This is a genomic window from Curtobacterium sp. VKM Ac-1376, from assembly GCF_015351025.1.
In the GTDB taxonomy this organism is placed as follows: Bacteria; Actinomycetota; Actinomycetes; order Actinomycetales; family Microbacteriaceae; genus Curtobacterium.
This window is the reverse complement of the sequence record NZ_JADKRV010000003.1, coordinates 206069-228207: the sequence shown is the minus strand read 5'-3', so window position 1 is coordinate 228207 and position 22139 is coordinate 206069. Positions and strand designations below refer to the sequence as shown.

General features: G+C 71.2%; 25 protein-coding genes. 8 read left to right on the top strand and 17 right to left on the bottom strand.

What is annotated here, in order from left to right:
* Nucleotides 1-6: 6 nt before the first annotated feature.
* From ITJ56_RS05920 to ITJ56_RS05900, 5 genes are read right to left on the bottom strand one after another with little or no spacing between them, the layout of a single operon-like run.
* Nucleotides 7-612: a hypothetical protein gene (locus tag ITJ56_RS05920; RefSeq protein ID WP_194628647.1), complete on the bottom strand. Its 606-nt coding sequence runs from the start codon at nucleotides 610-612 to the stop codon at nucleotides 7-9.
* Nucleotides 609-1223: a hypothetical protein gene (locus tag ITJ56_RS05915; RefSeq protein ID WP_194628646.1), complete on the bottom strand. Its 615-nt coding sequence runs from the start codon at nucleotides 1221-1223 to the stop codon at nucleotides 609-611. The genes ITJ56_RS05920 and ITJ56_RS05915 overlap by 4 nt, the downstream gene beginning before the upstream one ends.
* Nucleotides 1220-1591 carry a hypothetical protein gene (locus ITJ56_RS05910; RefSeq protein WP_194628645.1) on the bottom strand — a complete coding sequence of 124 codons (372 nt, stop codon included), beginning with the start codon at nucleotides 1589-1591 and terminating at the stop codon, nucleotides 1220-1222. Before ITJ56_RS05910 ends, ITJ56_RS05915 begins: the two co-directional genes overlap by 4 nt.
* Nucleotides 1588-1779 carry a DUF2273 domain-containing protein gene (locus tag ITJ56_RS05905; RefSeq protein WP_194628643.1) on the bottom strand — a complete coding sequence of 64 codons (192 nt, stop codon included), beginning with the start codon at nucleotides 1777-1779 and terminating at the stop codon, nucleotides 1588-1590. Before ITJ56_RS05905 ends, ITJ56_RS05910 begins: the two co-directional genes overlap by 4 nt.
* On the bottom strand, nucleotides 1776-2258 hold the full coding sequence (locus ITJ56_RS05900) for an Asp23/Gls24 family envelope stress response protein (RefSeq protein WP_194628641.1): 483 nt from the start codon (nucleotides 2256-2258) through the stop codon (nucleotides 1776-1778). The genes ITJ56_RS05905 and ITJ56_RS05900 overlap by 4 nt, the downstream gene beginning before the upstream one ends.
* Nucleotides 2259-2376: 118 nt before the next feature.
* On the opposite strand from ITJ56_RS05900, the gene ITJ56_RS05895 reads away from it, so the two are divergent.
* A complete protein-coding gene (locus tag ITJ56_RS05895) occupies nucleotides 2377-3213 on the top strand; it encodes an exodeoxyribonuclease III (RefSeq protein WP_194628634.1) in 837 nt (278 codons plus the stop codon).
* Nucleotides 3214-3353: 140 nt separating this feature from the next.
* On the top strand, nucleotides 3354-3602 hold the full coding sequence (locus ITJ56_RS05890) for a nuclease (RefSeq protein WP_194628633.1): 249 nt from the start codon (nucleotides 3354-3356) through the stop codon (nucleotides 3600-3602).
* Between the two features lie 15 nt (nucleotides 3603-3617).
* Here ITJ56_RS05890 and ITJ56_RS05885 read toward each other — a convergent pair whose 3' ends face one another.
* Together ITJ56_RS05885 and ITJ56_RS05880 are read right to left on the bottom strand one after the other, a co-directional pair.
* Entirely contained in the window at nucleotides 3618-4025 is a 408-nt protein-coding gene (locus tag ITJ56_RS05885; protein WP_194628631.1) for an aldehyde dehydrogenase, read from the bottom strand.
* Nucleotides 4026-4369: 344 nt separating this feature from the next.
* On the bottom strand, nucleotides 4370-5293 hold the full coding sequence (locus ITJ56_RS05880) for an AEC family transporter (RefSeq protein ID WP_194628629.1): 924 nt from the start codon (nucleotides 5291-5293) through the stop codon (nucleotides 4370-4372).
* Nucleotides 5294-5379: 86 nt separating this feature from the next.
* On the opposite strand from ITJ56_RS05880, the gene ITJ56_RS05875 reads away from it, so the two are divergent.
* The 3 genes from ITJ56_RS05875 (at nucleotide 5380) to ITJ56_RS05865 (ending at nucleotide 7366) form a co-directional block, all read left to right on the top strand.
* Entirely contained in the window at nucleotides 5380-5976 is a 597-nt protein-coding gene (locus tag ITJ56_RS05875; protein WP_194628627.1) for a nitroreductase family protein, read from the top strand.
* 100 nt (nucleotides 5977-6076) lie between these two features.
* Entirely contained in the window at nucleotides 6077-6511 is a 435-nt protein-coding gene (locus ITJ56_RS05870; protein WP_194628625.1) for an acyl-CoA thioesterase, read from the top strand.
* A 96-nt stretch (nucleotides 6512-6607) separates the two neighbouring features.
* Nucleotides 6608-7366: an HAD-IIB family hydrolase gene (locus tag ITJ56_RS05865; RefSeq protein ID WP_194628623.1), complete on the top strand. Its 759-nt coding sequence runs from the start codon at nucleotides 6608-6610 to the stop codon at nucleotides 7364-7366.
* A 170-nt stretch (nucleotides 7367-7536) separates the two neighbouring features.
* Here the strand turns inward: ITJ56_RS05865 and ITJ56_RS05860 are convergent, their stop codons facing one another.
* On the bottom strand, nucleotides 7537-8157 hold the full coding sequence (locus ITJ56_RS05860) for a phosphoribosylanthranilate isomerase (RefSeq protein WP_194628956.1): 621 nt from the start codon (nucleotides 8155-8157) through the stop codon (nucleotides 7537-7539).
* Between the two features lie 121 nt (nucleotides 8158-8278).
* Complete coding sequence (locus tag ITJ56_RS05855) at nucleotides 8279-9334, bottom strand: serine/threonine-protein kinase (protein ID WP_194628621.1); 1056 nt, start codon at nucleotides 9332-9334, stop codon at nucleotides 8279-8281.
* Nucleotides 9335-9529: 195 nt separating this feature from the next.
* Between ITJ56_RS05855 and ITJ56_RS05850 the strand changes: the two genes are divergently transcribed.
* Nucleotides 9530-9733, top strand: coding sequence for a DUF2945 domain-containing protein (locus ITJ56_RS05850; RefSeq protein WP_194628619.1), 204 nt, complete (start codon nucleotides 9530-9532; stop codon nucleotides 9731-9733).
* A 4-nt stretch (nucleotides 9734-9737) separates the two neighbouring features.
* On the opposite strand, the gene ITJ56_RS05845 is transcribed toward ITJ56_RS05850, so the two are convergent.
* Nucleotides 9738-10493: a DedA family protein gene (locus ITJ56_RS05845; RefSeq protein WP_228517230.1), complete on the bottom strand. Its 756-nt coding sequence runs from the start codon at nucleotides 10491-10493 to the stop codon at nucleotides 9738-9740.
* Nucleotides 10494-10544: 51 nt separating this feature from the next.
* Nucleotides 10545-11714, bottom strand: a complete 1170-nt coding sequence (locus ITJ56_RS05840; RefSeq protein ID WP_194628617.1) for an ROK family transcriptional regulator — start codon at nucleotides 11712-11714, stop codon at nucleotides 10545-10547.
* 20 nt (nucleotides 11715-11734) lie between these two features.
* Between ITJ56_RS05840 and ITJ56_RS05835 the strand changes: the two genes are divergently transcribed.
* Nucleotides 11735-13435: a beta-N-acetylhexosaminidase gene (locus ITJ56_RS05835; protein ID WP_194628615.1), complete on the top strand. Its 1701-nt coding sequence runs from the start codon at nucleotides 11735-11737 to the stop codon at nucleotides 13433-13435.
* Nucleotides 13436-13497: 62 nt separating this feature from the next.
* Nucleotides 13498-14532: a UDP-N-acetylglucosamine 4,6-dehydratase family protein gene (locus ITJ56_RS05830; protein ID WP_194628613.1), complete on the top strand. Its 1035-nt coding sequence runs from the start codon at nucleotides 13498-13500 to the stop codon at nucleotides 14530-14532.
* A gap of 163 nt (nucleotides 14533-14695) precedes the next feature.
* On the opposite strand, the gene ITJ56_RS05825 is transcribed toward ITJ56_RS05830, so the two are convergent.
* The 6 genes from ITJ56_RS05825 to ITJ56_RS05800 all read right to left on the bottom strand — a co-directional run bounded on the left by ITJ56_RS05825 (nucleotide 14696) and on the right by ITJ56_RS05800 (nucleotide 22001).
* The gene (locus tag ITJ56_RS05825; protein ID WP_194628611.1) at nucleotides 14696-16780 is read right to left on the bottom strand and encodes a PTS fructose transporter subunit IIABC; all 2085 of its coding nucleotides are present in this window, start codon (nucleotides 16778-16780) and stop codon (nucleotides 14696-14698) included.
* A gap of 68 nt (nucleotides 16781-16848) precedes the next feature.
* On the bottom strand, nucleotides 16849-17865 hold the full coding sequence (locus ITJ56_RS05820; RefSeq protein WP_194628609.1) for a 1-phosphofructokinase family hexose kinase: 1017 nt from the start codon (nucleotides 17863-17865) through the stop codon (nucleotides 16849-16851).
* On the bottom strand, nucleotides 17862-18650 hold the full coding sequence (locus tag ITJ56_RS05815; RefSeq protein WP_194628608.1) for a DeoR/GlpR family DNA-binding transcription regulator: 789 nt from the start codon (nucleotides 18648-18650) through the stop codon (nucleotides 17862-17864). Before ITJ56_RS05815 ends, ITJ56_RS05820 begins: the two co-directional genes overlap by 4 nt.
* 112 nt (nucleotides 18651-18762) lie before the next feature.
* Nucleotides 18763-19620 (bottom strand): carbohydrate ABC transporter permease, encoded by an 858-nt coding sequence (locus tag ITJ56_RS05810; protein ID WP_323749730.1) that lies wholly within the window; start codon nucleotides 19618-19620, stop codon nucleotides 18763-18765.
* The gene (locus ITJ56_RS05805; protein WP_194628606.1) at nucleotides 19617-20672 is read right to left on the bottom strand and encodes a carbohydrate ABC transporter permease; all 1056 of its coding nucleotides are present in this window, start codon (nucleotides 20670-20672) and stop codon (nucleotides 19617-19619) included. The genes ITJ56_RS05810 and ITJ56_RS05805 overlap by 4 nt, the downstream gene beginning before the upstream one ends.
* Nucleotides 20673-20675: 3 nt before the next feature.
* The gene (locus ITJ56_RS05800) at nucleotides 20676-22001 is read right to left on the bottom strand and encodes a sugar ABC transporter substrate-binding protein (RefSeq protein WP_194628604.1); all 1326 of its coding nucleotides are present in this window, start codon (nucleotides 21999-22001) and stop codon (nucleotides 20676-20678) included.
* Nucleotides 22002-22139: the final 138 nt, after the last annotated feature.

The window sequence follows — 22139 nt, the reverse complement described above, 5'->3', positions numbered from 1 at the left end:
CGACCCTCAGTGCACGCGGTCCGGACGGGACGACCCCGACCCACCGCGGGCGATCTCGAGCAGCACGGGCAGGCGCTCGCCGAGCAGGTCGTCCAGGTCGGCGACGACGGCCTCGACCCGTTCGGTGATCTCGCGCGGGGCGGCACCCCGGCGCGGACGGACCCGCACCCGGATCGCCCGTCCCCCGCCACGGACCCGGTAGACGTCGACGGCGAGCGAGCCCACCTGCGGCATCGCGCCGATCGCCGAGGACAGTGCGTGCTGCACGGCCGTCGACTCGATGCGGACCGAGCCGGCGACGCCGTCCGCCGAACCGTCGCTGTCCACGACGGTGCCCTCGCGGCCTCCGCCGAGCGTCGTCAGCACCACGAGCGCCAGGATGCCGAGCACCACGCCGCCACCGAGCACGCAGGTCCACGCGAACACCGCATCGTCGCGGGACGCCCCGGTACCGAGGCCGGACAGCGCATCACCGACCGCACGCCACCACGACGCCACGAGCGGCAGCCCCTGCGCCGTCTGCACCAGGATCGCGCCGACCCCGGCGACGAGCAGGACGAGTCCGATCACGATCAGCGCTGCACGGCCGAGCCCGCGGTTCGTCGCGTTCATCCGTCCACCCGTCCGGTCGGCTGCACCCGCACGCGGGCGGCGATCGGCGGCCGGGCGTCGATCGCCGCGAACTCGCGCTCGACTGCCTCGGTCGCGGCGAGCGCCGGCACGTCGACCCCGGCCGCGGGACGGAGGACGACGTCGACCGTGCGGCGTCCGACGGTGCCCACGGCGGCGTCGGTGCCGAGGCGGGTCGCGGAGCGGGCAGCGCGGGCCGCAGCAGATGCCAGGACCTCGTCGTCGACGACCACGGCCAACCGGTCCGAGGACATCGTGTGCCGGGGCCGTCGCTGCGGCAGGATGCCCTGCAGCAGGAGCACGAGGCCGACGAGCGCGACGATGGCGGCGACGCCGATCACGATCGTGGTGTCGAGACCGTCCGGTGCGGCGAGGGCGGTGTCCACCACGGCGCGCGGGTCCACACCGAGGACGTTCTGGTCGAGCAGCACGAGCGCACCGGCGAAGACCGCAGCGGCGGCCAGGACCAGGGCGATGAGCATCGCGACGACGACGGCCCCCGACCGGGACACGTGGGTCTCGCGGCGCAGCAGGCGACGGTGGGTGGCGGCGTGGTCGGCGGTGGGCGCGGCGACGGACGGCCCGGCCGTCACCGGACCCTCCGCGGGGTCTCCACCACGGACGAGGCGAAGGTCACGGTCACACGGGCGACCTGTCGGCCGGTGATGGTGCGGAAGCGCTCGGCGATCGTGCCGCGGGCCCGGTGCGCCGTGGCGACGACGGGTTCGTCGGGGAGCGCGTGGGTGCCCAGTACCGGCAACGCGAGCGGGGCGGTGATCTCGACCGCCAGCGCACCGCGGCCGTCGTCGGCGACCCGGGCACGGACCTCCCGAGCGGGCACGCGCAGCGACTCGGCTGCGAGCGCCTGCGCGGTGTGCACCAGCGCGTGCGCGCCGATGCTGTCGGAACCGGGGACCCGCACGCCGCTGCCACCGGTCTCGGCGACGGCGGCGTCGCTCACGACGAGCTCCGGCGTCCGCGCAGCACGTCGAGCAGGCGCCGGAAGTCCACGTCGCCCGTGACGATGCGGGCGACCAGCGCGCCGACGGCCATGCAGACGGCGACGACCAGGAACGCCCAGAACCCGAGCGTCACGGCGACGATGGCGAGGAGGGCGCCGGTGCCCATCCCGACGACGGTGGCGTTCACCGGACCCGACCGTCCCGGGTGTCGACCTCGGCCTCGACACCGTTGAGGGCCGGGATGTTCACGTCGTTGATGGCGATGTTGACCTCGGTGACCTCGAGCCCGACGAGCTCGGTGACGGCGTTCGTGACGGCGGTGCGCACCGCGGTGGCGACCTCCATCATCGGGGTCGGGTAGTCGACGACGATGGTCAGGTCGACGGCCACCTGGGTCTCGCCGACCTCGACACGCACGCCCTGGCCGAGGGCGCTCGAGCCGATCGCGTCACGGATGGCGCCGAACGCCCGCGAGGCGTTGCCGCCGAGCGCGAAGACACCGGGGACGTCGCGGGCGGCGATGCCCGCGACCTTCGCGACGACCGTGTCGTCGATGATGGTCCTGCCCTTGGCGGTGACCTGCGTCGTGGTGGTGCCGGCGGGCTGGGTGCTCCCGGTGGTCATGCCCGTCGTGGTCCCGTCGACGCGGTTCGTCGTCGATGCCATTGCTGCCTCCGTGCGATCGATTGCTGGCCTCCAGCGAACACCATCGTGCCGTACGACGCCCGTGCACCGCAGCCGTTGCCGCACCCGCCGTCAGTCGGCACCGGTAGGTTCTTGTTCCATGCGCGTGGCGACCTGGAACGTGAACTCCGTCCGCACCCGAGTGGGTCGGATCGTCGACTGGCTGGTGCGTGAGGACATCGACGTCCTCGGCATGCAGGAGATCAAGTGCAAGCCGGAGCAGTTCCCCGTCGACGCGTTCGAGGCCGCCGGGTACCACGTCGAGGCGCACGGCCTGAACCAGTGGAACGGTGTCGCGTTCGCCAGCCGGCTGCCGATGGAAGAAGTCACCCGCGACTTCCCCGGCCAGCCCGGGTTCCTGAAGGGGCACGAGGGCCCGGACCTGCCGATCGAGGCCCGCGCGATCGGCGTCACGGTCGACGGCGTGCGGCTGTGGAGCCTGTACGTGCCGAACGGCCGCGAGCTCGGCGACCCGCACTACACGTACAAGCTCGACTGGCTCGCTCAGCTGGCCGACCGAACGGCGGAGTGGATCGAAGCGTCCCCGGAGACCCCGCTCGCGCTGATGGGCGACTGGAACGTCGCACCGCTCGACCAGGACGTCTGGGACATGCGCGTCTTCGAGGGCTCCACCCACGTCAGCGAGCCCGAGCGCGCCGCGTTCCGCGAGTTCGAGGCACGGGGCCTGCAGGACGTGGTCCGCCCGATCGTGCCCGACGGCTACACCTACTGGGACTACAAGCAGCTGCGGTTCCCCCGCAACGAGGGCATGCGCATCGACTTCGTGCTCGGCTCGCAGGCCTTCGCCGACGTCGTCACCGGTGCCGAGATCCACCGCGACGAGCGGAAGGGCGACGCTCCGAGCGACCACGTCCCCGTGGTGGTCGAGCTCGACCTGGACACCTCGCTCGACGACGACCGGCCGATGATCTTCTGAAGCGACGGCCGTCGCGCCGCCGTCGGGCCGTGTCACGCCCCGTGACGCCCTCTGTTACGCCCCGCGACCCCCGTCGTTGAGCGGCCCGTCACACCGTCGTAGGTTTCCTGCACCGAACCCCTTCGAGAGCAGGTGAAGCCATGTCCCGCACGACGATCCTTCCCATCCAGCGCCTCATGGCGACCGCGGCCCCCGGTTCGTGGCGCGACGGCATCGTCGTCGAGACCCGCGCAGCCGACGCGGTGGTGCTGTTCCTCGACGGGAGCATCACGCAGCTGCGGGTGGCGGACGCCGACGGCGTCTTGTCGGTCGGCGAGCCGGTCGCCCACCACCCGGTCGCAGAGATCCTCAGCGCCGGTGGTCGTCAGACCACGGCGCGCACCGCGTAGTCCCGGGGCGGGCGCTCAGGCCGTCATCGAGGCCAGCATCGCCTGGCACTTGGCGACCATCTCGTCGCAGGCCATGGCGCAGTAGCGGCACGACTCGTCCATGTCCTGGTGCGTCCGGCACTCGGTGGCGCACGCGGTCCCCATCGCGACGACGGCCATGAGCATCGCCTGCATCGCCGGCATGTCCATGCCCATCGGCCGCATCATCATCCGCATGCCGGTGTCGGCCAGCATCGCCGTGTTCGAGCACATCGCGGCGCAGGTCGCCATCTCGCCGCCCATGCGCATGTCGGCCGCGGAGCACATCGTCGCAGCCATCGACGCGGCGTTCATCGCCATCATCGTGTCCTGCATGACGTCCATGTCCATCGCCATGGGCATGTCCTTCATCGACATGCTCTTCATCATCGCCATCGTGTCCATCGCCGGTCTCCTCGTCCTCGTCGTCGGTCACGGAGCGGTCCGCCCCGCGTGCCCGCCACGATACGCGCGCGCTTCGTGCGCAGAACGGGTCGGGTCGGCGGCCGCCACCCGACCACTTCTGCTCACCATGCGGGGTGGGCGCGCCCCACGACGGCCGGGAGGCTCGGCGCAACCCCGCCACGGGCCTCCCGTCCGTCTCGCGGCGCGTCCAGGGCGCCGCAAGACGCCGGCGTGCCCGCACGACGCCCGCACGTGCGCGAGACGCCGCCGAAACCGGCGGCGTCTCGGCGACGTCGCGGTGTCTCAGCAACACACCGGCGTCTCAGCGGCTGCTACGGCGATCGCTACGGGTGCAGCAGGGCGGCCACGGCGACCAGCACGGGTACCGAGCCGAGCGTCGAGATGAGCACCACGTCGCGGGCCACCGGGACCGCCGCCCCGTACCGCTGCGCGTAGTTGAACACGTTCTGCGCCGCGGGCAGGGCCCCGAGGGTCGTCAGCACGAAGACCTGCTGGTCGCCGAGGCCGAACACGAAGCGGGCGAACACGAACGCCACCGCCGGCATCACCACGAGCTTGATCGCCGACGCCACGATCACGTCCGTCCGGATCGCCGGGTCCCGCAACGGGGTCGCACCGTGCAGGCTCATGCCGAAGGACAGCAGCACGACCGGCACCGCAGCGGCACCCACCAGCGAGAACGGCTCGAGCACCGGGTCCGGCAGGGTGATCCCCGTCGCCGAGAACACCAGGCCGACGAGCGAGGCGATGATGATCGGGTTGCGGAACGGCCCGGCGATGCGTCGGCCCCAGCTCCCGGCGCCGGCGGTCGCGGCGTCCAGGATCGTCAGGGCGATCGGCGCCATCACGACGAGCTGCAGCAGGATCACCGGCACGACCGCGGTGGCCTCGCCGAGCACGTACACGGCGACGGGCAGGCCGATGTTGTTCGCGTTGACGTAGCTCGACGCCAGCGCTCCGACGGTCGTCGTCGTGACGGGTCGACGCAGCACGAAGCGGAACACGGCGGCGGCCCCGAGGGCGACCACGGCGGCGCTCAGCAGCGAGACCCAGAGCATCGGGGACAGCAACGACTCGATGTCGGCCGTCGCGATCGTGTGGAACAGCAGGCACGGCATGAGGACGAAGAACGCGAGCCGGCTCATCACGAACTGGGCGTGCGGTCCGAGGAGTCCGATGCGCCCGACGACGTACCCACCGGCGATGATCGCGCCGATGATCGCGAAACCCGTCAGCACGCCACCCATCCGGTCCATCCTGGCACCCCCGGCGCGCGGCATGTGACGTCACTCAGGTCGGAAATGCGTACGCATCGAATAGCGTTGTGGCCACCATGACCTCGACGAACGCCGACACCCTCACCCGGTCCACCGACTCCAGCCAGCCGCTCGTACCGCTGCTCGAGGAACGGTGGAGCCCCCGGTCCTACGACGAGACCGCGACGATCTCGGACGCGCAGCTCGACGCCGTCCTCGAGGCCGCCCGCTGGGCCCCGTCCGCCATGAACTTCCAGCCGCGCCGCTTCATCGCCGGCCGCCGTGGCACCGAGACGTTCCGCAAGATCAACGAGAACCTGCTCGGCTTCAACGCGGCGTGGGCCTTCCGTGCCAGTGCCCTGGTCGTCGGCGTGCTCGAGACCGTGACCGCCGACGGCGAGGAGCGCCCCTTCGCGCAGTACGACCTCGGCCAGTCGCTCGCCGCCCTCACGGTCCAGGCCCACGCCGAAGACCTGCACGTGCACCAGATGGCGGGCATCGACGCCGCCGGGCTCCGTGCCGCGTTCGACCTGCCCGAGCGCTTCCTGCCCTACACGGTCACCGCCGTCGGCACCGTGGCGCACCCGTCGCAACTCGACGAGAAGGCCGCCGAGCGCGAGGTCGCCCCGCGCACCCGCATCCCCCTCGACGAGGTCGTCCTCGTCAAGGAGTAGGAGCAGGAGCAGGAGCAGCAGCGCGTCGGCCGCACCGGCCGGCGCAGCCCGACGGCCGCGTCCTCGCGAGGGCGCGGCCGTCGGCGTACCATGACGTGACATGCAGCACCACGAAGACGACGTCGCACCCGAGATGAACTTCTACACCCGCAAGTGGGTGCGCCCGGAGGACCTCAACGCCAACGGCACCCTGTTCGGTGGCAGCCTGCTCCGCTGGATCGACGAGGAAGCAGCCGTGTACGCGATCATCCAGCTCGGCAACGGCAAGGTCGTCACGAAGTACATGTCGGAGATCAACTTCGTGTCCTCGGCGAAGGAGGGCGACATCGTCGAGATCGGCCTCGTCGCCACCCGGTTCGGCCGAACCTCGCTGACGATGCGGGCCGAGGCGCGCAACCTCTTCACGCACCGCAGCATCCTGACCATCGACGAGGTCGTGTTCGTGAACCTCGACGAGGACGGCAACCCCGCCCCGCACGGGTACACGGACATCACGTACGCACGAGACCGGGTGCCCGCGACGCACCGCGCGTGACGCGCCGCGCGTGACCCCGCAGACATCGCGCAGCGCCGGGGCTCCCAGCGGTCCGCACCCTGCGGGTGGTCGGCGGGCTCTGGCAGGATCGGTGGCATGACCACGCCCCGCCTCGTCGCCTTCGACCTGGACGACACCCTCGCCCCGTCGAAGTCCTCCCTCGACCCCCGCATGCTCGAGACCTTCGCGTCCCTGCTCGAGGTCGTGCCGGTCGCGGTCATCTCCGGCGGCAACTTCACGCAGTTCGAGCAGCAGCTCGTCACCCCGCTGCGACAGCGCGAGGGGCTGACGCTCGATGCCCTGCACCTCCTGCCGACCTGCGGCACCCGGTACTACCGCTGGGAGGACCAGGACTGGGCGCTGCAGTACGCCGAGGACCTCACCGACGAGCAGAAGGCCCGCGCGCTCGCGGCGGTGGAAACCCGTGCCAAGGAAGCCGGGTACTGGGAGTCCGAGACCTGGGGCGCCATCCTCGAGGACCGCGGGTCGCAGATCACGTTCTCGGCCCTCGGCCAGTCGGCCCCGGTCGACGTCAAGAAGCTGTGGGACCCGACCGGCGAGAAGAAGGACCACCTGCGCCGTCTGGTGCAGGCAGACCTGCCTGACCTCGAGGTCCGTTCGGGCGGCTCCACGAGCATCGACATCACCCGCAAGGGCATCGACAAGGCCTACGGCATGCAGCGCCTCGCCGAGCTCACCGGCATCGCGCTGGACGACATGCTCTTCGTCGGCGATCGGCTCGATCCCGAGGGCAACGACTACCCGGTGAAGGCCCTCGGCGTCCCCTGCCGTGCGGTCGAGGGCTGGGAGGACACCGATGCGTTCCTGACGGAACTCATCCCCACCCTGCGCTGACCGCGCCCGAGACGGACGGGAGGACCGTGGCGGCCCCGCCCCGTGCCTCCCGTCCGTCCGCCGTCGCGATCAGGGCCGCGAAAGCGACAGATCGCCGCCGATGGTCGGCGCCAGACTGTCGCTTTCGCGAACGAGCGTGCGGACGGCGGTGCCGTCCAGCGGCCGCGGCGTCAGCCCAGGCTGCGGACAGCCTCGACGAAGGCGCGGATCTTCGCCGGGTCCTTGACGCCGCGCTCCGACTCGACGCCGCTCGACACGTCGACGCCGTCGGGGTCGAGCGCCTCGACCGCGGCGACGACGTTCGCCGGGGTGAGTCCCCCGGCGAGGATCCAGGCCTCGTCGACACCGTCGATCGAGGCCGGGTCGATGAGCCGACCGCTGCCCGGCACCGCGGCGTCGAGCAGCAGGAGGTCGTGGTCGTACGCCGCTCGCTGCTCGGCGGTCTCGCGCAGGTAGTCCTCGGCGGCGACGGCGCGGATGGTGAAGAAGCCGGCGTCGCGGGCGCGGGCGAAGTCGGACGGCGACTCGCCGCCGTGCAGCTGCAGGGTGGTGAGCCCGACCTCGGACGCGATGCCGACGATCTCGTCGATCTTCTGGTCGCGGAACACCCCGACGGCGTCGATGCCGTCCGGCACCCGCTCCACGAGCTCCTTCGCGAGGTCCGCCGTCACGGTCCGGGGGCTGCCGGCGGCGAAGACGAACCCGACCGCGTCGGCACCCGCGTCGACGGCGGCGTCCACGGTGTCGGGGGTCGACAGTCCGCAGATCTTGATCCAGCGCTGGTCGGTCATGTCGTCCATCCTGCCAGGGTGCCCCGGTCCGCAACACACCGGCGTTGGCGGGTCAGGCCCAGGGTGCTGGTGTCCGGCTCGTGAGCACCGGTGTTCCGCAGAGCCCGGAGCTGCCCGGGGGTCAGTGCAGGGCACCCGCGACGTACGCGGCCGTGCAGGCCGCGGTGACCCCGAACGCCGCGAACGAGCCGACCACGACGTTCCGTCGACGCCAGCGCCGGACGGCCGAGAACGTGCCCCGCTTGGCGTGCCGGTGTGCGGCGCGGTGCATGCGGTGGTCGCGCTGGTGCTTCACGCGCTCCGGGCCGAGCGGCACCGGGCCGGTGATCTGGGTGGACCCGCCGCGCAGGGCGTTCGCGATCGCGACCGCGGTCGGGCGGCGCTCCGGGTCGCGCGCGGTCATCCGGCTGAGCAGGTCCCGCCACTCGTCGGCGACGTCGTCGGGGATCACGGGGTCGTGCCGGAGGCGGGCGAGCGCGGCCTCGATGAGGGTGCCCGAGTACTCCTGCTTGCCCGTCAGGGCCTCGAGCAGGACCAGCCCGAGCGAGTAGACGTCCGTCGCGAAGCTGATCGGCTCGCCGGCGACCTGCTCGGGGCTCAGGTAGGCGGCGGTGCCGATGACCGTGCCGTCGTTCGTCAGGCGTGAGCCGTCGACGAAGTGCGCGACGCCGAAGTCGGTGAGCTTCACCGTGCGGGCGAACCCGGACGAGCCCTCGTCGCTGATCAGGATGTTCGCCGGCTTGACGTCGCGGTGCACGATGCCGCGCGAGTGCACGTACGCCAGGGCGTCGGCGAGCTGCGCACCGAGGTCCGCGACCTCGTAGTTGTGCAGCGCACCCTCGGACAGGCGGCGGAGGAGGGTCGTGTCGGCGATGAGCTCCATCACGATGAAGCGGTGCGGGCCGTCCTCGAACTCGTGGGTGCCGGCGTCGTACAGCGGGATGAGTCCGGGGTGGGAGAGCATGCTGAGCAACCGGATCTCGCGCTCCTGGCGGACGCGGTCGGCGGTGGTCATCTTGTCGGGCGTCGCGAAGAGCTTCACGGCGACGGCTCGGTACGTGTGCTCGTCGCGGGCTTCGTAGACGGATCCCATGCCGCCGGTGCCGATGAGCTTCACGAGCCGGTACCGCGCGGAGAGGACGGTGTCCGCCCGAGCGCTGTCCAGCAGGGTCATCATGTCCGTCGTCCCGTCCAGAGCCCCTGGTTCCGCGGCCGCTGCCGGCGTGTGGGCTCAGTGGAAACGGTACGCGTCCGACACTCGATCCGCATGCCCGTTACGACATCGTGATGGCCGTACTCCCCTGTGTTTCCGGGGATCGGCGGGGTACAGTCCGACGTCCATCAGGACGGACGATCGCGCAAGGAGGACAGCATGGCGTTGTCGAAGGGCGACGAGGTGCACTGGAACACCTCGCAGGGGAAGACCACCGGGAAACTCGTGCAGAAGCGCACGAGCGACTTCGAGTTCGACGGGCAGCAGTTCAAGCCCACGGACGACGATCCGTACTGGATCATCGAGTCCGAGAAGAGCGGCAAGCGCGCCGCGCACAAGGAGTCGGCGCTGACGAAGGCCTGACGACTCAGTCGCGGGCGGGCTCGGCGCGACGACGGCCCCGAGCGCCGCCCGCGTCGTCGTTCCCGTCGCCGGCGTCACCAGCGCGCCGTTCGGCACGCACGCGCCGGATCCGACGGACCACGAAGGTCACCACGACGGCGGCGATCGCGACGTAGAGCACCCGGTCGATCCACTCCGTGTACGCCTCGACCTGGTCGTACTGCGAGCCGAACGCGGCACCGAGCAGCACGAGGGCGCTGTTCCAGATGCCGCTCGCGATGATCGTGAACACCGAGAAGGTGCCGAGGTGCATGCGATCGGCGCCGGCCGGCAGCGAGATCAGGCTGCGGACGATCGGCACGAACCGGCCGAAGAACACCGCGCTCTTGCCGTGCCGGTGGAACCAGTCGGCGGCCTTCCGGAAGTCGTCCTCGTCGACGAGGGGCAGCTTGCCGAACCAGCGCGTCGTGCGCTCGAAGCCGATCTTCGCGCCGAGCCAGTAGAGCACCAGCGCCCCGAGGTACGAACCGAGCGTCGCCGACACGAGGACCAGCACGAGGTTCATCTGCCCCGCGCCGGCCAGGAACCCCGCCAGCGGCAGGATGACCTCGGACGGGATCGGCGGGAACACGGTCTCGATGAAGAGCATCAGCGCGACGCCCCACTCACCCAGCGCGTCGATGAGCTGCAGCACGAGCCCGGACAGGCCCCCCAGGTCCGAGGGAGCGGTGGGGTCGCCGCTGGCGACGGTCATGGCGCGGTCGGTCACGGCAGTCGTCATGCACCCAGGATTCCTGAGCGCCCTGTCAGGACCCGGCGCACCAGCTGGGTGTCAGCCGAGTCCCATGTGGACGGTGCGCACGTGGGTGAGTGACCGGGCCGACGCACCGCGGGCCACGGCGTCACGGCCGACCGTCGACGGGGCGAACGCCACGGGGTGCCGGAGCTGCGGCGTGACGAGCTCGTCCAGGGCGGCGCAGAACACCGCGGCCGCCGGCAGGACCTCGCCACCGACGACCACGACCTCGGGGTCGATCGTCGTCACGAGCTGCACCACCCCGGGGGCGATGTCGGCCGCGAACGCCCGGACGATCTCGACGGCGGTGGCGGAGCCCTGCCCGGCCACGGCGAAGACGGACTCGAGGTCCGTGTCGGACGGGATCCGCGCCTCCAGGCGGGCGGGCGCACCGGGCCAGCCGGTCGAGGCCAGGCCGCCCATCTCGCCGGCCGCGCCGCGCGAGCCGCGCGCCAGGGAACCGTCGATCACGAAGGCAGCCCCGATCTGGCGCCCCATCACGAGGTACAGCCCGTCCCGCACGCCCTGCAACCGGCCCCACATCGCCTCGGCCGTTGCGGCGAGCTTGGCGTCGTTGTCGAAGAAGGTCGCGGTGCCAGGAAAAAGGTCCTGGATCCGGCCGGGCACCCGGCGCTCGACCCACTCCGGCACGGCGACCGTGTAGTCGATGGCGCCGTCGCGGTCCACGACGGCGGGGACGCCGAACGTCGCGGCGAGCACCGGAGCCCCGTCGACGGACGACGTCAGGCGCCGGACGACGTCCTGCACGCTCAGCCAGGCCTGCTCGGCGTCGGCGAGGTCGGCGTAGCGCTCCTCGACCCGGGCGAGTGTGACCCCGCGCAGGTCCGCTCGGACACCGACGATCCCGTGCAGCCCGAGGTCGACGCCGAGCACGGACCCGGCCGCGGCGTCGGCGGCGAAGCGCTTGGCGCGGCGTCCGGCCTTGTTCGGGGTGGCGATCGTCTCGGCCTCGGTGACCCAGCCCTCGTCGACCAGGTCGGCCAGCGCCGCCTCGACCGTGGGGCGGGAGAGCCCGACGGTGCGGCTGAGCTCGGTCACCGTCCGCGAGACGTCCTCGTGCAGGAGCTCGTCGAGGATCGCCCGCGAGTTCATCTGCCGGAGCACGCCCGGGGTCGTCCCGATGCCGCCGGGCGTCGTTGACACGGTCAGGTCCACGGCCATAGCCTCCACATTACGAAAGATCATTGAGGAATGGTGGCTCCGACATGCTCGTCCCACGACCGCGCCGCACCGCACCCGGTGCCGGGGCCTTCGAGATCACCCCGTCGACCCGGATCGCCGCCGACGCGGCGAGCGAACCGGTCCGACTGTACCTGCAGCAGACCCTGCGGGGATCGACCGGACTGCCGGTGCGGGACGCTCTCGACGACTCCGGACCTGGCGCCGGTGTGATCGCGCTGCGGGTCGTCGACGACCCGTCGCTGCCCGCGGGCCCTGCGGCGCCGGAGGGCGACCGCGCGGAGTCGTTCCGCCTCACGGTGACCCCGGACGGCATCGACGTCGTCGGCGGCTCCCCCGCCGGTGTCTTCTACGGCGTGCAGGCGCTGCTGCAGCTCCTGCCGGCTGACGTGTACCGCCACGGTCGAGTCGGCACCGGGCCGTGGTCCGTCCGCGCGATCGTGGTCGAGGACGCCCCGGCGTTCGCCTGGCGGGGCGTCATGCTCGACGTGGCGCGGCACTTCCGCACCAAGCACGAGGTCATGCGCGTCGTCGACCAGCTCGCGGCGCACCGCATCAACCGCCTGCACTTCCACCTCACCGAGGACCAGGGGTGGCGCATCGAGATCCGGAAGTACCCGCGCCTGACCGAGGTCGGGTCGTGGCGCCGGGAGTCACAGCTCGGTGCCCACGTCCCCGACGCCGACGGCGTGCTGCACCCCGCCGCCTTCGACGGTCGCCCGCACGGCGGCTTCTACACGCAGGACGACATCCGCGAGATCGTCGCCTACGCCGCCGATCGCTTCGTCACCGTCGTGCCCGAGATCGAGACCCCCGGACACGTCCGGGCGGCACTGGCGGCGTACCCGGCCCTCGGCGTGCACCCGGACAGCCAGGTCGAGGTCTGGACCGAGTGGGGCATCGCGGACGACGTGCTCAACGCCGAGGACGCCACGATCGACTTCTTCAAGGACGTCCTCGACGAGGTCATCGCCCTGTTCCCCTCCCGCTACATCGGCATCGGGGGCGACGAGTGCCCGAAGGTGCAGTGGGAGACGGACCCCCGCACGCAGGAGCGCATCCGCGAGCTCGGGTTGGCCGACGAGGAGCAGCTGCAGGCCTGGATCATCGGGCAGCTCGCCGAGCACGTCGCCGACCACGGCCGGCGGGCGTTCGGGTGGGACGAGATTCTCGAGGGCGGCACGCTCGACCCCTCGGCGACGATCGTGTCCTGGCGCGGACTGACCGGTGCCCGGACGGCGGCGAAGCGCGGGCACGACGTCATCTCCTCGCCCGACGACCAGGCATACCTGGACTACCGGCAGAGCGACCTGGACACCGAGCCGATCCCGGTCTCCATCGTGCTCAGCGTCGACGACGTGTACGCCTTCGACCCGGTGCCGTCCGGCCTGACCGACGCCGAGCGCGCACACGTCATCGGCGGCCAGGGCAACATGTGGACCGAGCACGTGGACACCGCCCGCAAGCTCGACTACCAGCTCTTCCCACGGGTCGCCGCCCTGGCCGAGGCGCTCTGGTCGGCCGACGCGACAGGGCCGCGCGACCTGGCGGAGTTCCGCGGGCGGCTGGCCGAGCACACCGCCCGACTCGAGGCGATGGGCATCGAGTACCGGCACGAGGCGGGGCCGTTCCCGTGGGAGCAGCGCCCGGGGATCCCGGGGCGACCGCACTCCCGCGAGGAGCGCGCCGCCTACATCGACGCGATCACGGCGAACATCGCAGAATGAACAATTGACATTCCACATGCTCGGGGTTCACACTGTGGGGAGACTTCACGGAGGAGACCCCCATGTCCACGCTCTTCATCCCCGGCCTCGACGGGCTCGACATCACCGCACTGATCGGGGACCGACAGCCAGAAGCCGAGCTCGAGATCACCGTCGACTTCGTCCGTGGGCGGTCGGTCCTGATCACGGGAGCCGGCGGCTCGATCGGCAGTGAGCTCTGTCGGCAGCTCGTGCGGTTCGAGCCGGCGGAGATCATCATGCTCGACCGTGACGAGACCGCGCTGCAGCAGGTCCAGGTGTCCGTCGACGGTCACGGTCTGCTCGACACGAAGAACGTCGTCCTCGCCGACATCCGCGACGCCGACGCGATCCTCGACATCATGCTCGACCGTCGCCCCGACGTCGTCTTCCACGCCGCGGCGCTGAAGCACCTGCCGATGCTCGAGCAGTACCCGGACGAGGGCTGGAAGACGAACGTGCTCGGCACGCTGAACGTCCTCCGCGCAGCTGCCGAGGCCGGGGTCCGGACGCTCGTGAACATCTCGACCGACAAGGCAGCGAACCCGACCAGTGTCCTCGGTTCGACGAAGCGCATCGCGGAACGGCTGACCGCCTGGACCGCCGCGGACACCGGGTACGACTACGTCTCGGTCCGGTTCGGCAACGTCCTGGGCAGCCGCGGGTCGATGCTCCCGCTCTTCGCGGAGCTCATCCGCGCCGGACGGCCCCTCACCGTCACGCACCCGGACGCCACCCGCTACTTCATGTCCATCCCCGAAGCGTGCCACCTGGTGATCCAGTCGGCCGCCATCGCGCACCCCGGCGAGGTCTTGGTGCTCGACATGGGCGACCCCGTGCGCATCCTCGACATCGCGCGGCGCATGCTCCAGGCGACGGGCAGCACCTCGGACATCGTGTTCACGGGCCTGCGGTCGGGCGAGAAGCTCCACGAGGACCTGATCGGACGCGGCGAGACCGAGCGGCGCCCCGTGCACCCCAAGATCACGCACACCTCGGTCGCTCCGCTCGCACCGTGCGACGTCGATGCGTGTGTCGCATCCGAGATCGACCCGTCGGCACTCGCGATGGCGGCCTGACGCCCGACAGGGCAGCCACGTCGAGTGAGCAGGACACGCCGCCTCCGCCAGCGGCGACCTGCCGGCTTCCGCTCACTGGATGCAGGTGGGCGCGACCACCTACGGACGGGAGGCCCGGTGCCAGCTGGCACCGGGCCTCCCGTCCGTCATCGTGTCGCGTCGACTACGCGGCGACCGGTGCGCGCTGTCCGACCGTCTCGCCGGCCGCAGCGGCCTCGCCGCCCGCGGCAGCGGTGTCCACTGGGCGGCGACGCACCCACTTCTTCAGGGCGACGAGCACCAGCGCGGACACCACGGTGCCGGCCAGGATCGCCACGACGAACATCAGGACGTCACCGATCGCGAAGAACACGAAGATCCCACCGTGCGGTGCGCGCGAAGTCACGCCGGCGGCCATCGAGATCGCGCCGGTGATCGCAGCTCCGACCATCGACGCCGGGATGACGCGGAGCGGGTCCGCGGCGGCGAACGGGATCGCTCCTTCGGAGATGAACGATGCACCGAGCAGCCACGCGGCCTTGCCGTTCTCCCGCTCCGGCTTCGTGAACCCCTTGCGGTAGAGCACGGTCGAGGCGAGCGCGAGGGCCAACGGCGGGACCATGCCGGCCGCCATCACCGCGGCCATGATCTCGAACGGCACGACATCGGTGGCGGTGCCCGCACCGAGCCCGGCGACGGCGAACGCGTACGCCACCTTGTTCACCGGACCACCGAGGTCGAACGCCATCATCAGACCGAGGATGATCCCGAGCAGCACCGCGGAGGCGCCGGACAGCGAGTTGAGGAACCCGGTGAGCTGGACCATCAGCCAGGCGATCGGACCGCCGAGCACCAGGAGCATGAGGCCCGAGGCGATGATGGACGCGAAGAGCGGGATGATCACGACCGGCATCAGGCCACGCAACCAGCGCCAGGTCGGGATGCGCCCGATCCAGTAGGCGGCGGCACCGGCGATGAGGCCGCCGACCAGGCCACCGAGGAACCCGGCGTTCATGAAGACGGCGATGGAACCGGCGACGAAGCCCGGCGCGATGCCCGGTCGGTCGGCGATGGCGTAGGCGATGTACCCGGCGAGTGCGGCGACCAGGAACCCGAGCGACACCTGTCCGATCTGGAAGGCTGCGGCACCGAGGTAGTACCCGAGGCCCTCGGGCGGCAGCTTCAGCAGCGTGGAGTTCGTGAGCGTGTAGGCGGCGTTGCTCATCCCCGAGTCGCCGTGGGTCAGCGCGATGCCGTACCCGGACAGCAGGAAGCCGAGCGCGATGAGCAGCCCGCCGCCCGCGACGAACGGGATCATGTAGCTGACGCCGGTGAGCAGCCAGCGCTTGAGCGACTGGCCGAAGTGCTCGTTGGTCTTGTTCGTCTCGGTCGCGGTGGCGCCACCCTGGACGCGTGCGGCGTGCGGGTCGTCGGCGGCGCGGATTGCCTCGGCGATCATCTTGTCGGGCTCGTCGACACCGCGCTTGACGGGCCCGGACACCAGCGGCTTGCCGGCGAAGCGACCGCGGTCGCGGACGTCGACGTCGACCGCGAACACGACGGCGTCGGCGCGGGCGATGAGTGCCGGGTCGAGGGGCTCGACCTGCGAGGAACCCTGCGTCTCGATGTGCATCTCGGCACCGGCGCGCTGGGCTGCGGCGACGAGGGCGTCGGCAGCCATGTACGTGTGCGCGATGCCGGTCGGGCAGGCGGTGACGCCGACGAAGACCTTGCGGTCGGCAGCGGGGGCGGGTTCCGGACTGGAGGCCCGGCTCGCGTTCCCGACACCGGCTTCGGACACCTCGCCGCTCACCTCGCGGTCGACGAGCTCGACGACCTCGTCCGGGGTGGTCGCGGCGCGCAGGGCGGCGGTGAAGTCGTCGCGGATGAGCGCGCGGGCCAGCGTCGACAAGACCGTCAGGTGGTCCTTGTCGGCGCCCTCGGGCACGGCGATCATGAAGACGATGTCGGCGTCACCGTCCGGGGCACCGAACGGCACCTTCCGGGCCAGTCGCGAGAACGCGAGGGTCGGCTCGGACACCGACGCCGAGCGGGCGTGCGGGATCGCGATGCCGCCGGGGACACCGGTGCCGACGCTCGCCTCGCGCGTGATGGCGTCCTCGGCGAGCGAGGTGGCGTCGGCGGCGCGGCCGGTCGCGGCGACACGGTCGGCGAGCACGCGGATGACGTCGGTGGACGTGGCGCCGAGGTCCTCGTCGAGGCCGACGAGCTGTGCGCTGATGAGGCGCGGACTCGAGTCTGCGGACATGTGCTTGCTCCTTCGCAATGGCGCTGGTCGCGCGGTGGTGCAGGTGTTCGTGTGGGGCGGGTGGGGGATCAGGCGGGTTCCGGGGCCGGGTGCGTTGCGAGCACCCGGACGGACACCGCCGTCGGGTCGGTGTGGTCCAGTGCCGGCACGTCGCTGCCCGGAAGGGCTGCGGCGGCGGCGCCGGTGGCGACGGCCTGGGCGAGGCGCTGCTCGGGCGATGCCCCTGCGACCTCGGCGAGCAGGTAGCCGGCGAGCGAGGAGTCCCCCGCCCCGACGGTCGAGCGGGCGACGATCCTCGGCGCCGCAGCCGCGAAGGCTCCCTCGGCGGAGACCAGGACCGCGCCGGCGCTGCCGAGGGTGAGCAGGACGGCACCGACGTTCCGGTGGCGCAGGCGCTGGGCAGCGGCCACGGCGGCGTCGAGGTCACGTTCGTAGACGTCGGGGTCGCCGCCGACGACCTCGGCGAGTTCCTCGGCGTTGGGCTTCACCAGGTCGATCCGCTCGCCGGCCTGCAGGAGCGCGGCGAACGGCACACCGGACGAGTCCACGGCGATCCGGACGTCCTCGCCGTGGCGGGCACGGACGGCGCGGACGAGGACGGCGAGCGCGTCGTCGGGCAGTCCCGGCGGCAGCGATCCGGCGAACACCACCCAGCGGGCGGCGGGCCCGGTCGCGTTCGCCGCGGCGGTGTCGGCGACGAGCGTGGCGAGGTCGTCGAGTCGGCCGGCGAGTGACGGCCCCGGTTCGTTGAGCTTCGTGGTGGTGCCGGTCGGCTCGGTCACCGTGACGTTCGAGCGCAGCGGTGCGCCGATGGGCAGGGCCGCGGTGGGGATGCCGCGCGTGGCCAGGCCGAGCAGGACGGGGTCGAGCTCGTCGCCGGGCAGCACCGCCACGGTGTCCCCGCCGCTCGCGACGACGACCCGGGAGACGTTCACGCCCTTGCCACCGGGTTCCGCGGTGGAGCTGGTGGCGCGCTGGACGGCACCGCGCTGCAGCTCACCCGCGAGCTCGATGGTGCGGTCGAGGGACGGGTTCGGGGTGACCGTGACGATGCGGGTGCTGGGGCTGCCCGAGGCGCTGCTCATGCCACGACCACCTCGACGTCGGCGTCGGCGAGTGCGCCGGCGAGATCTGCCGGCGCCTGCTGGTCGGTGACGAGCGTGTCGATCTCGTCCAGCCGAGCGAAGCGCATGAGGGCCTCGACCCCGTGCTTCGCGGCATCGGCGAGCACCACGGCCCGGCGTGCCGCGAGGACGTAGGCGCCCTTCACGGCGGCCTCGTACTCGTCGGGGGTGCTCAGGCCGAAGCCGGCGGACAGGCCGTTCGTGCCGATGAACGCGATGTCGGGCCGCAGCGCACCGATCTGCTCGACCGTGGCCGTGCCGACCGCGGCGCTCGTCACCCCGCGGACCCGGCCACCGAGCAGGTGCAGCTCGAGGTGCTCGCTGTGCTGCAGGGTCGCGGCGATCGGCACCGAGTTCGTGATGACGGTGATTGTCGAGCCGGCGAACTCGGGCTCCCAGCGGGCGAGCTCCGAGGCGACGGCGGCGCAGGTGGTCCCGGCGTCGAGGGCGATGGAGCCGGTGAAGGTCGGCGGGACCAGGCGCATCGCGGCCCGGGCGATGGCGGACTTCGCGGTGCCGTGCTGCCCCTCGCGCTCGGCCACGCTGAGTTCGACGACGCTCGAGCGTCCGACGGGGACCGCTCCCCCGTGCACACGGCGCAGGACCCCGGCGGACTCCAGGGCGTCGAGGTCTCGGCGCACGGTCTCGGTGGTCACGTCGAGGTGCTCGGCGAGGCCGGCGACCGACACGCGACCGGCGGACTGCAGCTCGGCGGCGATGGCGGAGTGCCGCTCGGTTGCGTACATGCCCGAACTCCTTCGTTCCATTGGGTTTCGAGCACTGTACGTCTGAAACCCACAAGAACGCAACCGTTCCGTCACGCAACCAACACGTCCACAGGTGTCGACCATCCGACGACTACCCCTTCACCGCACCCGCGGTCATCCCGCTGACGAGCCGTCGCTGCACGATCAGGAAGAACACCACGACCGGGATCGAGAACAGCACACTCGCCGCCATGAGCCCGCCGAAGTCCGTGCCCTTGTTCGTCGAGAACCCGGCGAGCCAGACCGGCAGCGTGTACATCCCCTGGTCCTTCAGCATCACGTAGGCAATCAGGTAGTCGTTCCACGCCGCGATGAACGCGAACACGCTCGTGGCGATGACCCCGGGCATGACGAGCGGGAACAGCACGCTCCACAGGATCCGGAAGGTGCCCGCGCCGTCGACCTTCGCCGCTTCCTCGATCTCGATCGGCACGGCCACGAAGAACCCGCGCATCACCCAGATCGAGAACGGCAGCACGCTCGCGACGTACGCCAGGATCAGCCCGACGTAGCTGTTGAGCAGCCCGAGGGTCTGGAACGACAGGAACAGCGGGATGAGCAGGGCGCCCGACGGGATCATCTGCACGAAGAGGATCGCGACCAGGATCGCCCGCCGACCCCGGAACCGGAACCGCGACAGCGCCGCCGACGCCAGGAACCCGACGACGATCGACAGCAGCACGGCCGCCACCACGACGATGGTGGAGTTCCGCAGGTAGACCAGGAACCCCTCCTGCGTGAGCGCGCGCGTGAAGTTGTCGAGCGTCGGGTGCAGCGGCGCCCAGATCGGGGTCATCGTGGTGACCTCGTCGGCGGGCTTGAAGGCGGTGTTCACCATCCAGTAGATCGGGAACACCCAGACCAGGCAGAACACGACCGCGATGGTGTTCGCGACGACGCGGGGCTTGCGCTTCCGCACCCGGACGGGCGGTGCGCTCGAGACGGTCACAGGTCCTCCTCACCGCTGCGGACGAGCCGGCGGATGTAGTAGCTGGTGAGCACCCCGAGGATCAGGGTCGAGATCACGGCGATCGCGGCGCCCTGCCCGTAGGCGTTGGACACGAACGACCGCACGAAGGTCCAGATGCCGAGGGTGAGCGTGGCCTCCTCCGGGCCACCGCGGGTGAGCAGCCAGATCTGGTTGAAGACGTTGAAGTCCCAGATCACCGACAGGATCGACACCAGGAGCAGCGTCGGGGCCAGCGCCGGCAGGGTGATCGCGCGGTACATCGTCCACACCGACGCCCCGTCCAGCGCGCCGGCCTCGTAGTACTCCGGCGCGATCTGGGACTGTGCCGCGTACAGGGTGAGGGCCACGAACGGCACGGCCTGCCAGATCACGAGCGTCAGGACGATCGTGTACGCCTGCCCGGGGTGTGACGCCCAGTTGTCCTGCGTGTGGTCCCCGAACACCCGCAGCTGCGTGATGAGCCAGTTGAGCACGCCGTAGAACGGCTGGAACAGCCACTGCCAGACCAGGCTCGACGCCACGTTCGGCATCGCCCAGGCCAGCACGAGCACGACGCTGACGATCGTCCGCATGGTGAGCCCGAGGCGGGTGAGCAGCTGCGCCACCCCCATCCCGATCACGATCGTGCCGAGCACCATCGCGCCCGTCACGAGCACCGTGCGCAGGATCACCGGCCAGAAGCTCGCGTCGGTGAGGACGTTCGTGTAGTTCGTCAGCCCGGTGAACCCCGCCTGCCCCGTGAAGATCGCCCGGAGCCCGTAGTCCTGGAACGAGATGACGACGAGCCGGACCAGCGGGTAGACGACCAGGGCGAGCAGCAGCAGTGCGGCCGGTGCCAGCAGGACGAGCGGGGCCCGTGACCCGACCGGCGACCGGCGACGCGCACCACGCCCGGTACCCTGCGACGGCCCCGGACCCGGGCCGTCGGCCCGCCGCCCGCGGGTGACCCGCGCGGACTGCTCCGCGCCGGCCACCCGCTCCCCGCCGGCCACCCGCTCGCCGCCGGCCACCCGCTCCGCGGTGGAGGGCATCGCCTACGGCTGCGCGTTCAGCGCGGTCGTGAGGTGCTTCGAGAACCCCTCGGCGGCCTGCTCCGGCGACTTCCGCCCCGTCGCGACGTCGGCGAACATCGACTGGAACGACGCATCGCCCTCGATGGTGGCCCAGCCCGGGGTCGCCGGGGTCGGCCGACTCGTGCCGGCAGCCTCGAAGTACGGCTTGTGCAGCTCGTCGACGTCACCGGCGACCGCGTCGAGCAGCTCGGTCGAGTTCGGCTCCCAGCCGTCCACCCCGAACACCTGGTCCTGCTGGAACTCCTTCGAGGTCAGGATCTTCAGGTAGTACACCGCGAGCTCCTGGTTCTGCGCCTTCGCCGGGATCCCGAGGTCCGAGCCGCCGAGGAACACCGGCTGCGTCTTCCCCGCGGTCGACGAGGGCATCGGGAACGTCCCGATCCGGTCGGTGAGCTCGGGCTTCGCCGTGGTGATCGAGCCGATCTCCCACGCCGACCCGAGGAACGCCGAGGTGTCGCCCTGCGCGAAGACGTCGCTCTGCGAGGGCTTGTCGGTGTTGATGTCCTGGGTGGACTTCGCGGAGTACTCGTTCTGGAAGTCCTTCCAGGCGGTCAGGCCCTGCACCGCATCGGCGGAGTCGAGCGTGCCGGTCCACTCGCCGCCCTTGTCCGTCGCGATCTCGCCGCCGGCGTCCCACACCCACTGCAACCCGCCGTACCAGTACTGGCCGGGCATGTAGAAGGCCGAGAAGTCGCTCGCCGGGTTGGCCGCCTTGACCTTGTCGAGGTCTGCGGTGAGTTCCTCGTAGGTGGTCGGCACGCCGGTGACGCCGGCGTCCTTCCAGACCTGCTTGTCGTAGATGACGGCCCGGTTGCCGGCGAACAGCGGTGCGCCGTAGAGCTTGCCGTCGACCGTGGCCGGCCCCTCGAGCCCGGTGAGCCAGGTCTGGCCGTCCTTGAGCTCGTCGCGGTACGGCGTCAGGTCCATCAACCCGCCGGCCGCCGCGTAGACCGGCACCTGCGTGTTGCCCAGGTCGACGACGTCCGGGGCGTCGCTCTGTGCGAGCGCCGTCGTGAGCTTGGTGGTGATCCCGTCCCACTGCTGCGTCTGGATCGTCACCTTCGCCCCGGTGTCGGCGGTGAACTGCTTGCCGGCGGCTTCGAGCACCTTGTCGCTCAGGTCGCCGTTCATCATCCAGACGGTGATGGTCTTGCCCGTGCCATCGGGAGTGCCGATGGCCTTCGTGCCGCCGTCGGAAGCGGCATTGCTCCCGGCGGAGCACCCGGTGAGGGCGAGCGCGCCTGCGAGGGCGAGCGCACCGAGTGCGGCGAAACGCGTGCGTGTCACGATGACTCCCTTGGGTCCGACCTTTATGAAAGGACGTTGCGTATTCGCAATAGAAGACCCTGCACGGCCCCTTGTCAACCGTTGGATCGGTCCCTGTGACGTCTTTCGATCCGCGTGTTTCCGGGGGATCACGGATGG

Coding starts and splice junctions, on each gene's coding strand:
- ITJ56_RS05920 (WP_194628647.1), bottom strand. CDS start 612: ATGAACGCGACGAACCGCGGGCTCGGCCGTGCAGCGCTGATCGTGATC.
- ITJ56_RS05895 (WP_194628634.1), top strand. CDS start 2,377: ATGCGCGTGGCGACCTGGAACGTGAACTCCGTCCGCACCCGAGTGGGT.
- ITJ56_RS05880 (WP_194628629.1), bottom strand. CDS start 5,293: ATGGGTGGCGTGCTGACGGGTTTCGCGATCATCGGCGCGATCATCGCC.
- ITJ56_RS05860 (WP_194628956.1), bottom strand. CDS start 8,157: ATGACCGACCAGCGCTGGATCAAGATCTGCGGACTGTCGACCCCCGAC.
- ITJ56_RS05900 (WP_194628641.1), bottom strand. CDS start 2,258: ATGGCATCGACGACGAACCGCGTCGACGGGACCACGACGGGCATGACC.
- ITJ56_RS05890 (WP_194628633.1), top strand. CDS start 3,354: ATGTCCCGCACGACGATCCTTCCCATCCAGCGCCTCATGGCGACCGCG.
- ITJ56_RS05865 (WP_194628623.1), top strand. CDS start 6,608: ATGACCACGCCCCGCCTCGTCGCCTTCGACCTGGACGACACCCTCGCC.
- ITJ56_RS05835 (WP_194628615.1), top strand. CDS start 11,735: ATGCTCGTCCCACGACCGCGCCGCACCGCACCCGGTGCCGGGGCCTTC.
- ITJ56_RS05825 (WP_194628611.1), bottom strand. CDS start 16,780: ATGTCCGCAGACTCGAGTCCGCGCCTCATCAGCGCACAGCTCGTCGGC.
- ITJ56_RS05885 (WP_194628631.1), bottom strand. CDS start 4,025: ATGGACACGATGGCGATGATGAAGAGCATGTCGATGAAGGACATGCCC.
- ITJ56_RS05830 (WP_194628613.1), top strand. CDS start 13,498: ATGTCCACGCTCTTCATCCCCGGCCTCGACGGGCTCGACATCACCGCA.
- ITJ56_RS05855 (WP_194628621.1), bottom strand. CDS start 9,334: ATGATGACCCTGCTGGACAGCGCTCGGGCGGACACCGTCCTCTCCGCG.
- ITJ56_RS05875 (WP_194628627.1), top strand. CDS start 5,380: ATGACCTCGACGAACGCCGACACCCTCACCCGGTCCACCGACTCCAGC.
- ITJ56_RS05850 (WP_194628619.1), top strand. CDS start 9,530: ATGGCGTTGTCGAAGGGCGACGAGGTGCACTGGAACACCTCGCAGGGG.
- ITJ56_RS05815 (WP_194628608.1), bottom strand. CDS start 18,650: ATGTACGCAACCGAGCGGCACTCCGCCATCGCCGCCGAGCTGCAGTCC.
- ITJ56_RS05805 (WP_194628606.1), bottom strand. CDS start 20,672: ATGCCCTCCACCGCGGAGCGGGTGGCCGGCGGCGAGCGGGTGGCCGGC.
- ITJ56_RS05845 (WP_228517230.1), bottom strand. CDS start 10,493: ATGACGACTGCCGTGACCGACCGCGCCATGACCGTCGCCAGCGGCGAC.
- ITJ56_RS05840 (WP_194628617.1), bottom strand. CDS start 11,714: ATGATCTTTCGTAATGTGGAGGCTATGGCCGTGGACCTGACCGTGTCA.
- ITJ56_RS05820 (WP_194628609.1), bottom strand. CDS start 17,865: ATGAGCAGCGCCTCGGGCAGCCCCAGCACCCGCATCGTCACGGTCACC.
- ITJ56_RS05870 (WP_194628625.1), top strand. CDS start 6,077: ATGCAGCACCACGAAGACGACGTCGCACCCGAGATGAACTTCTACACC.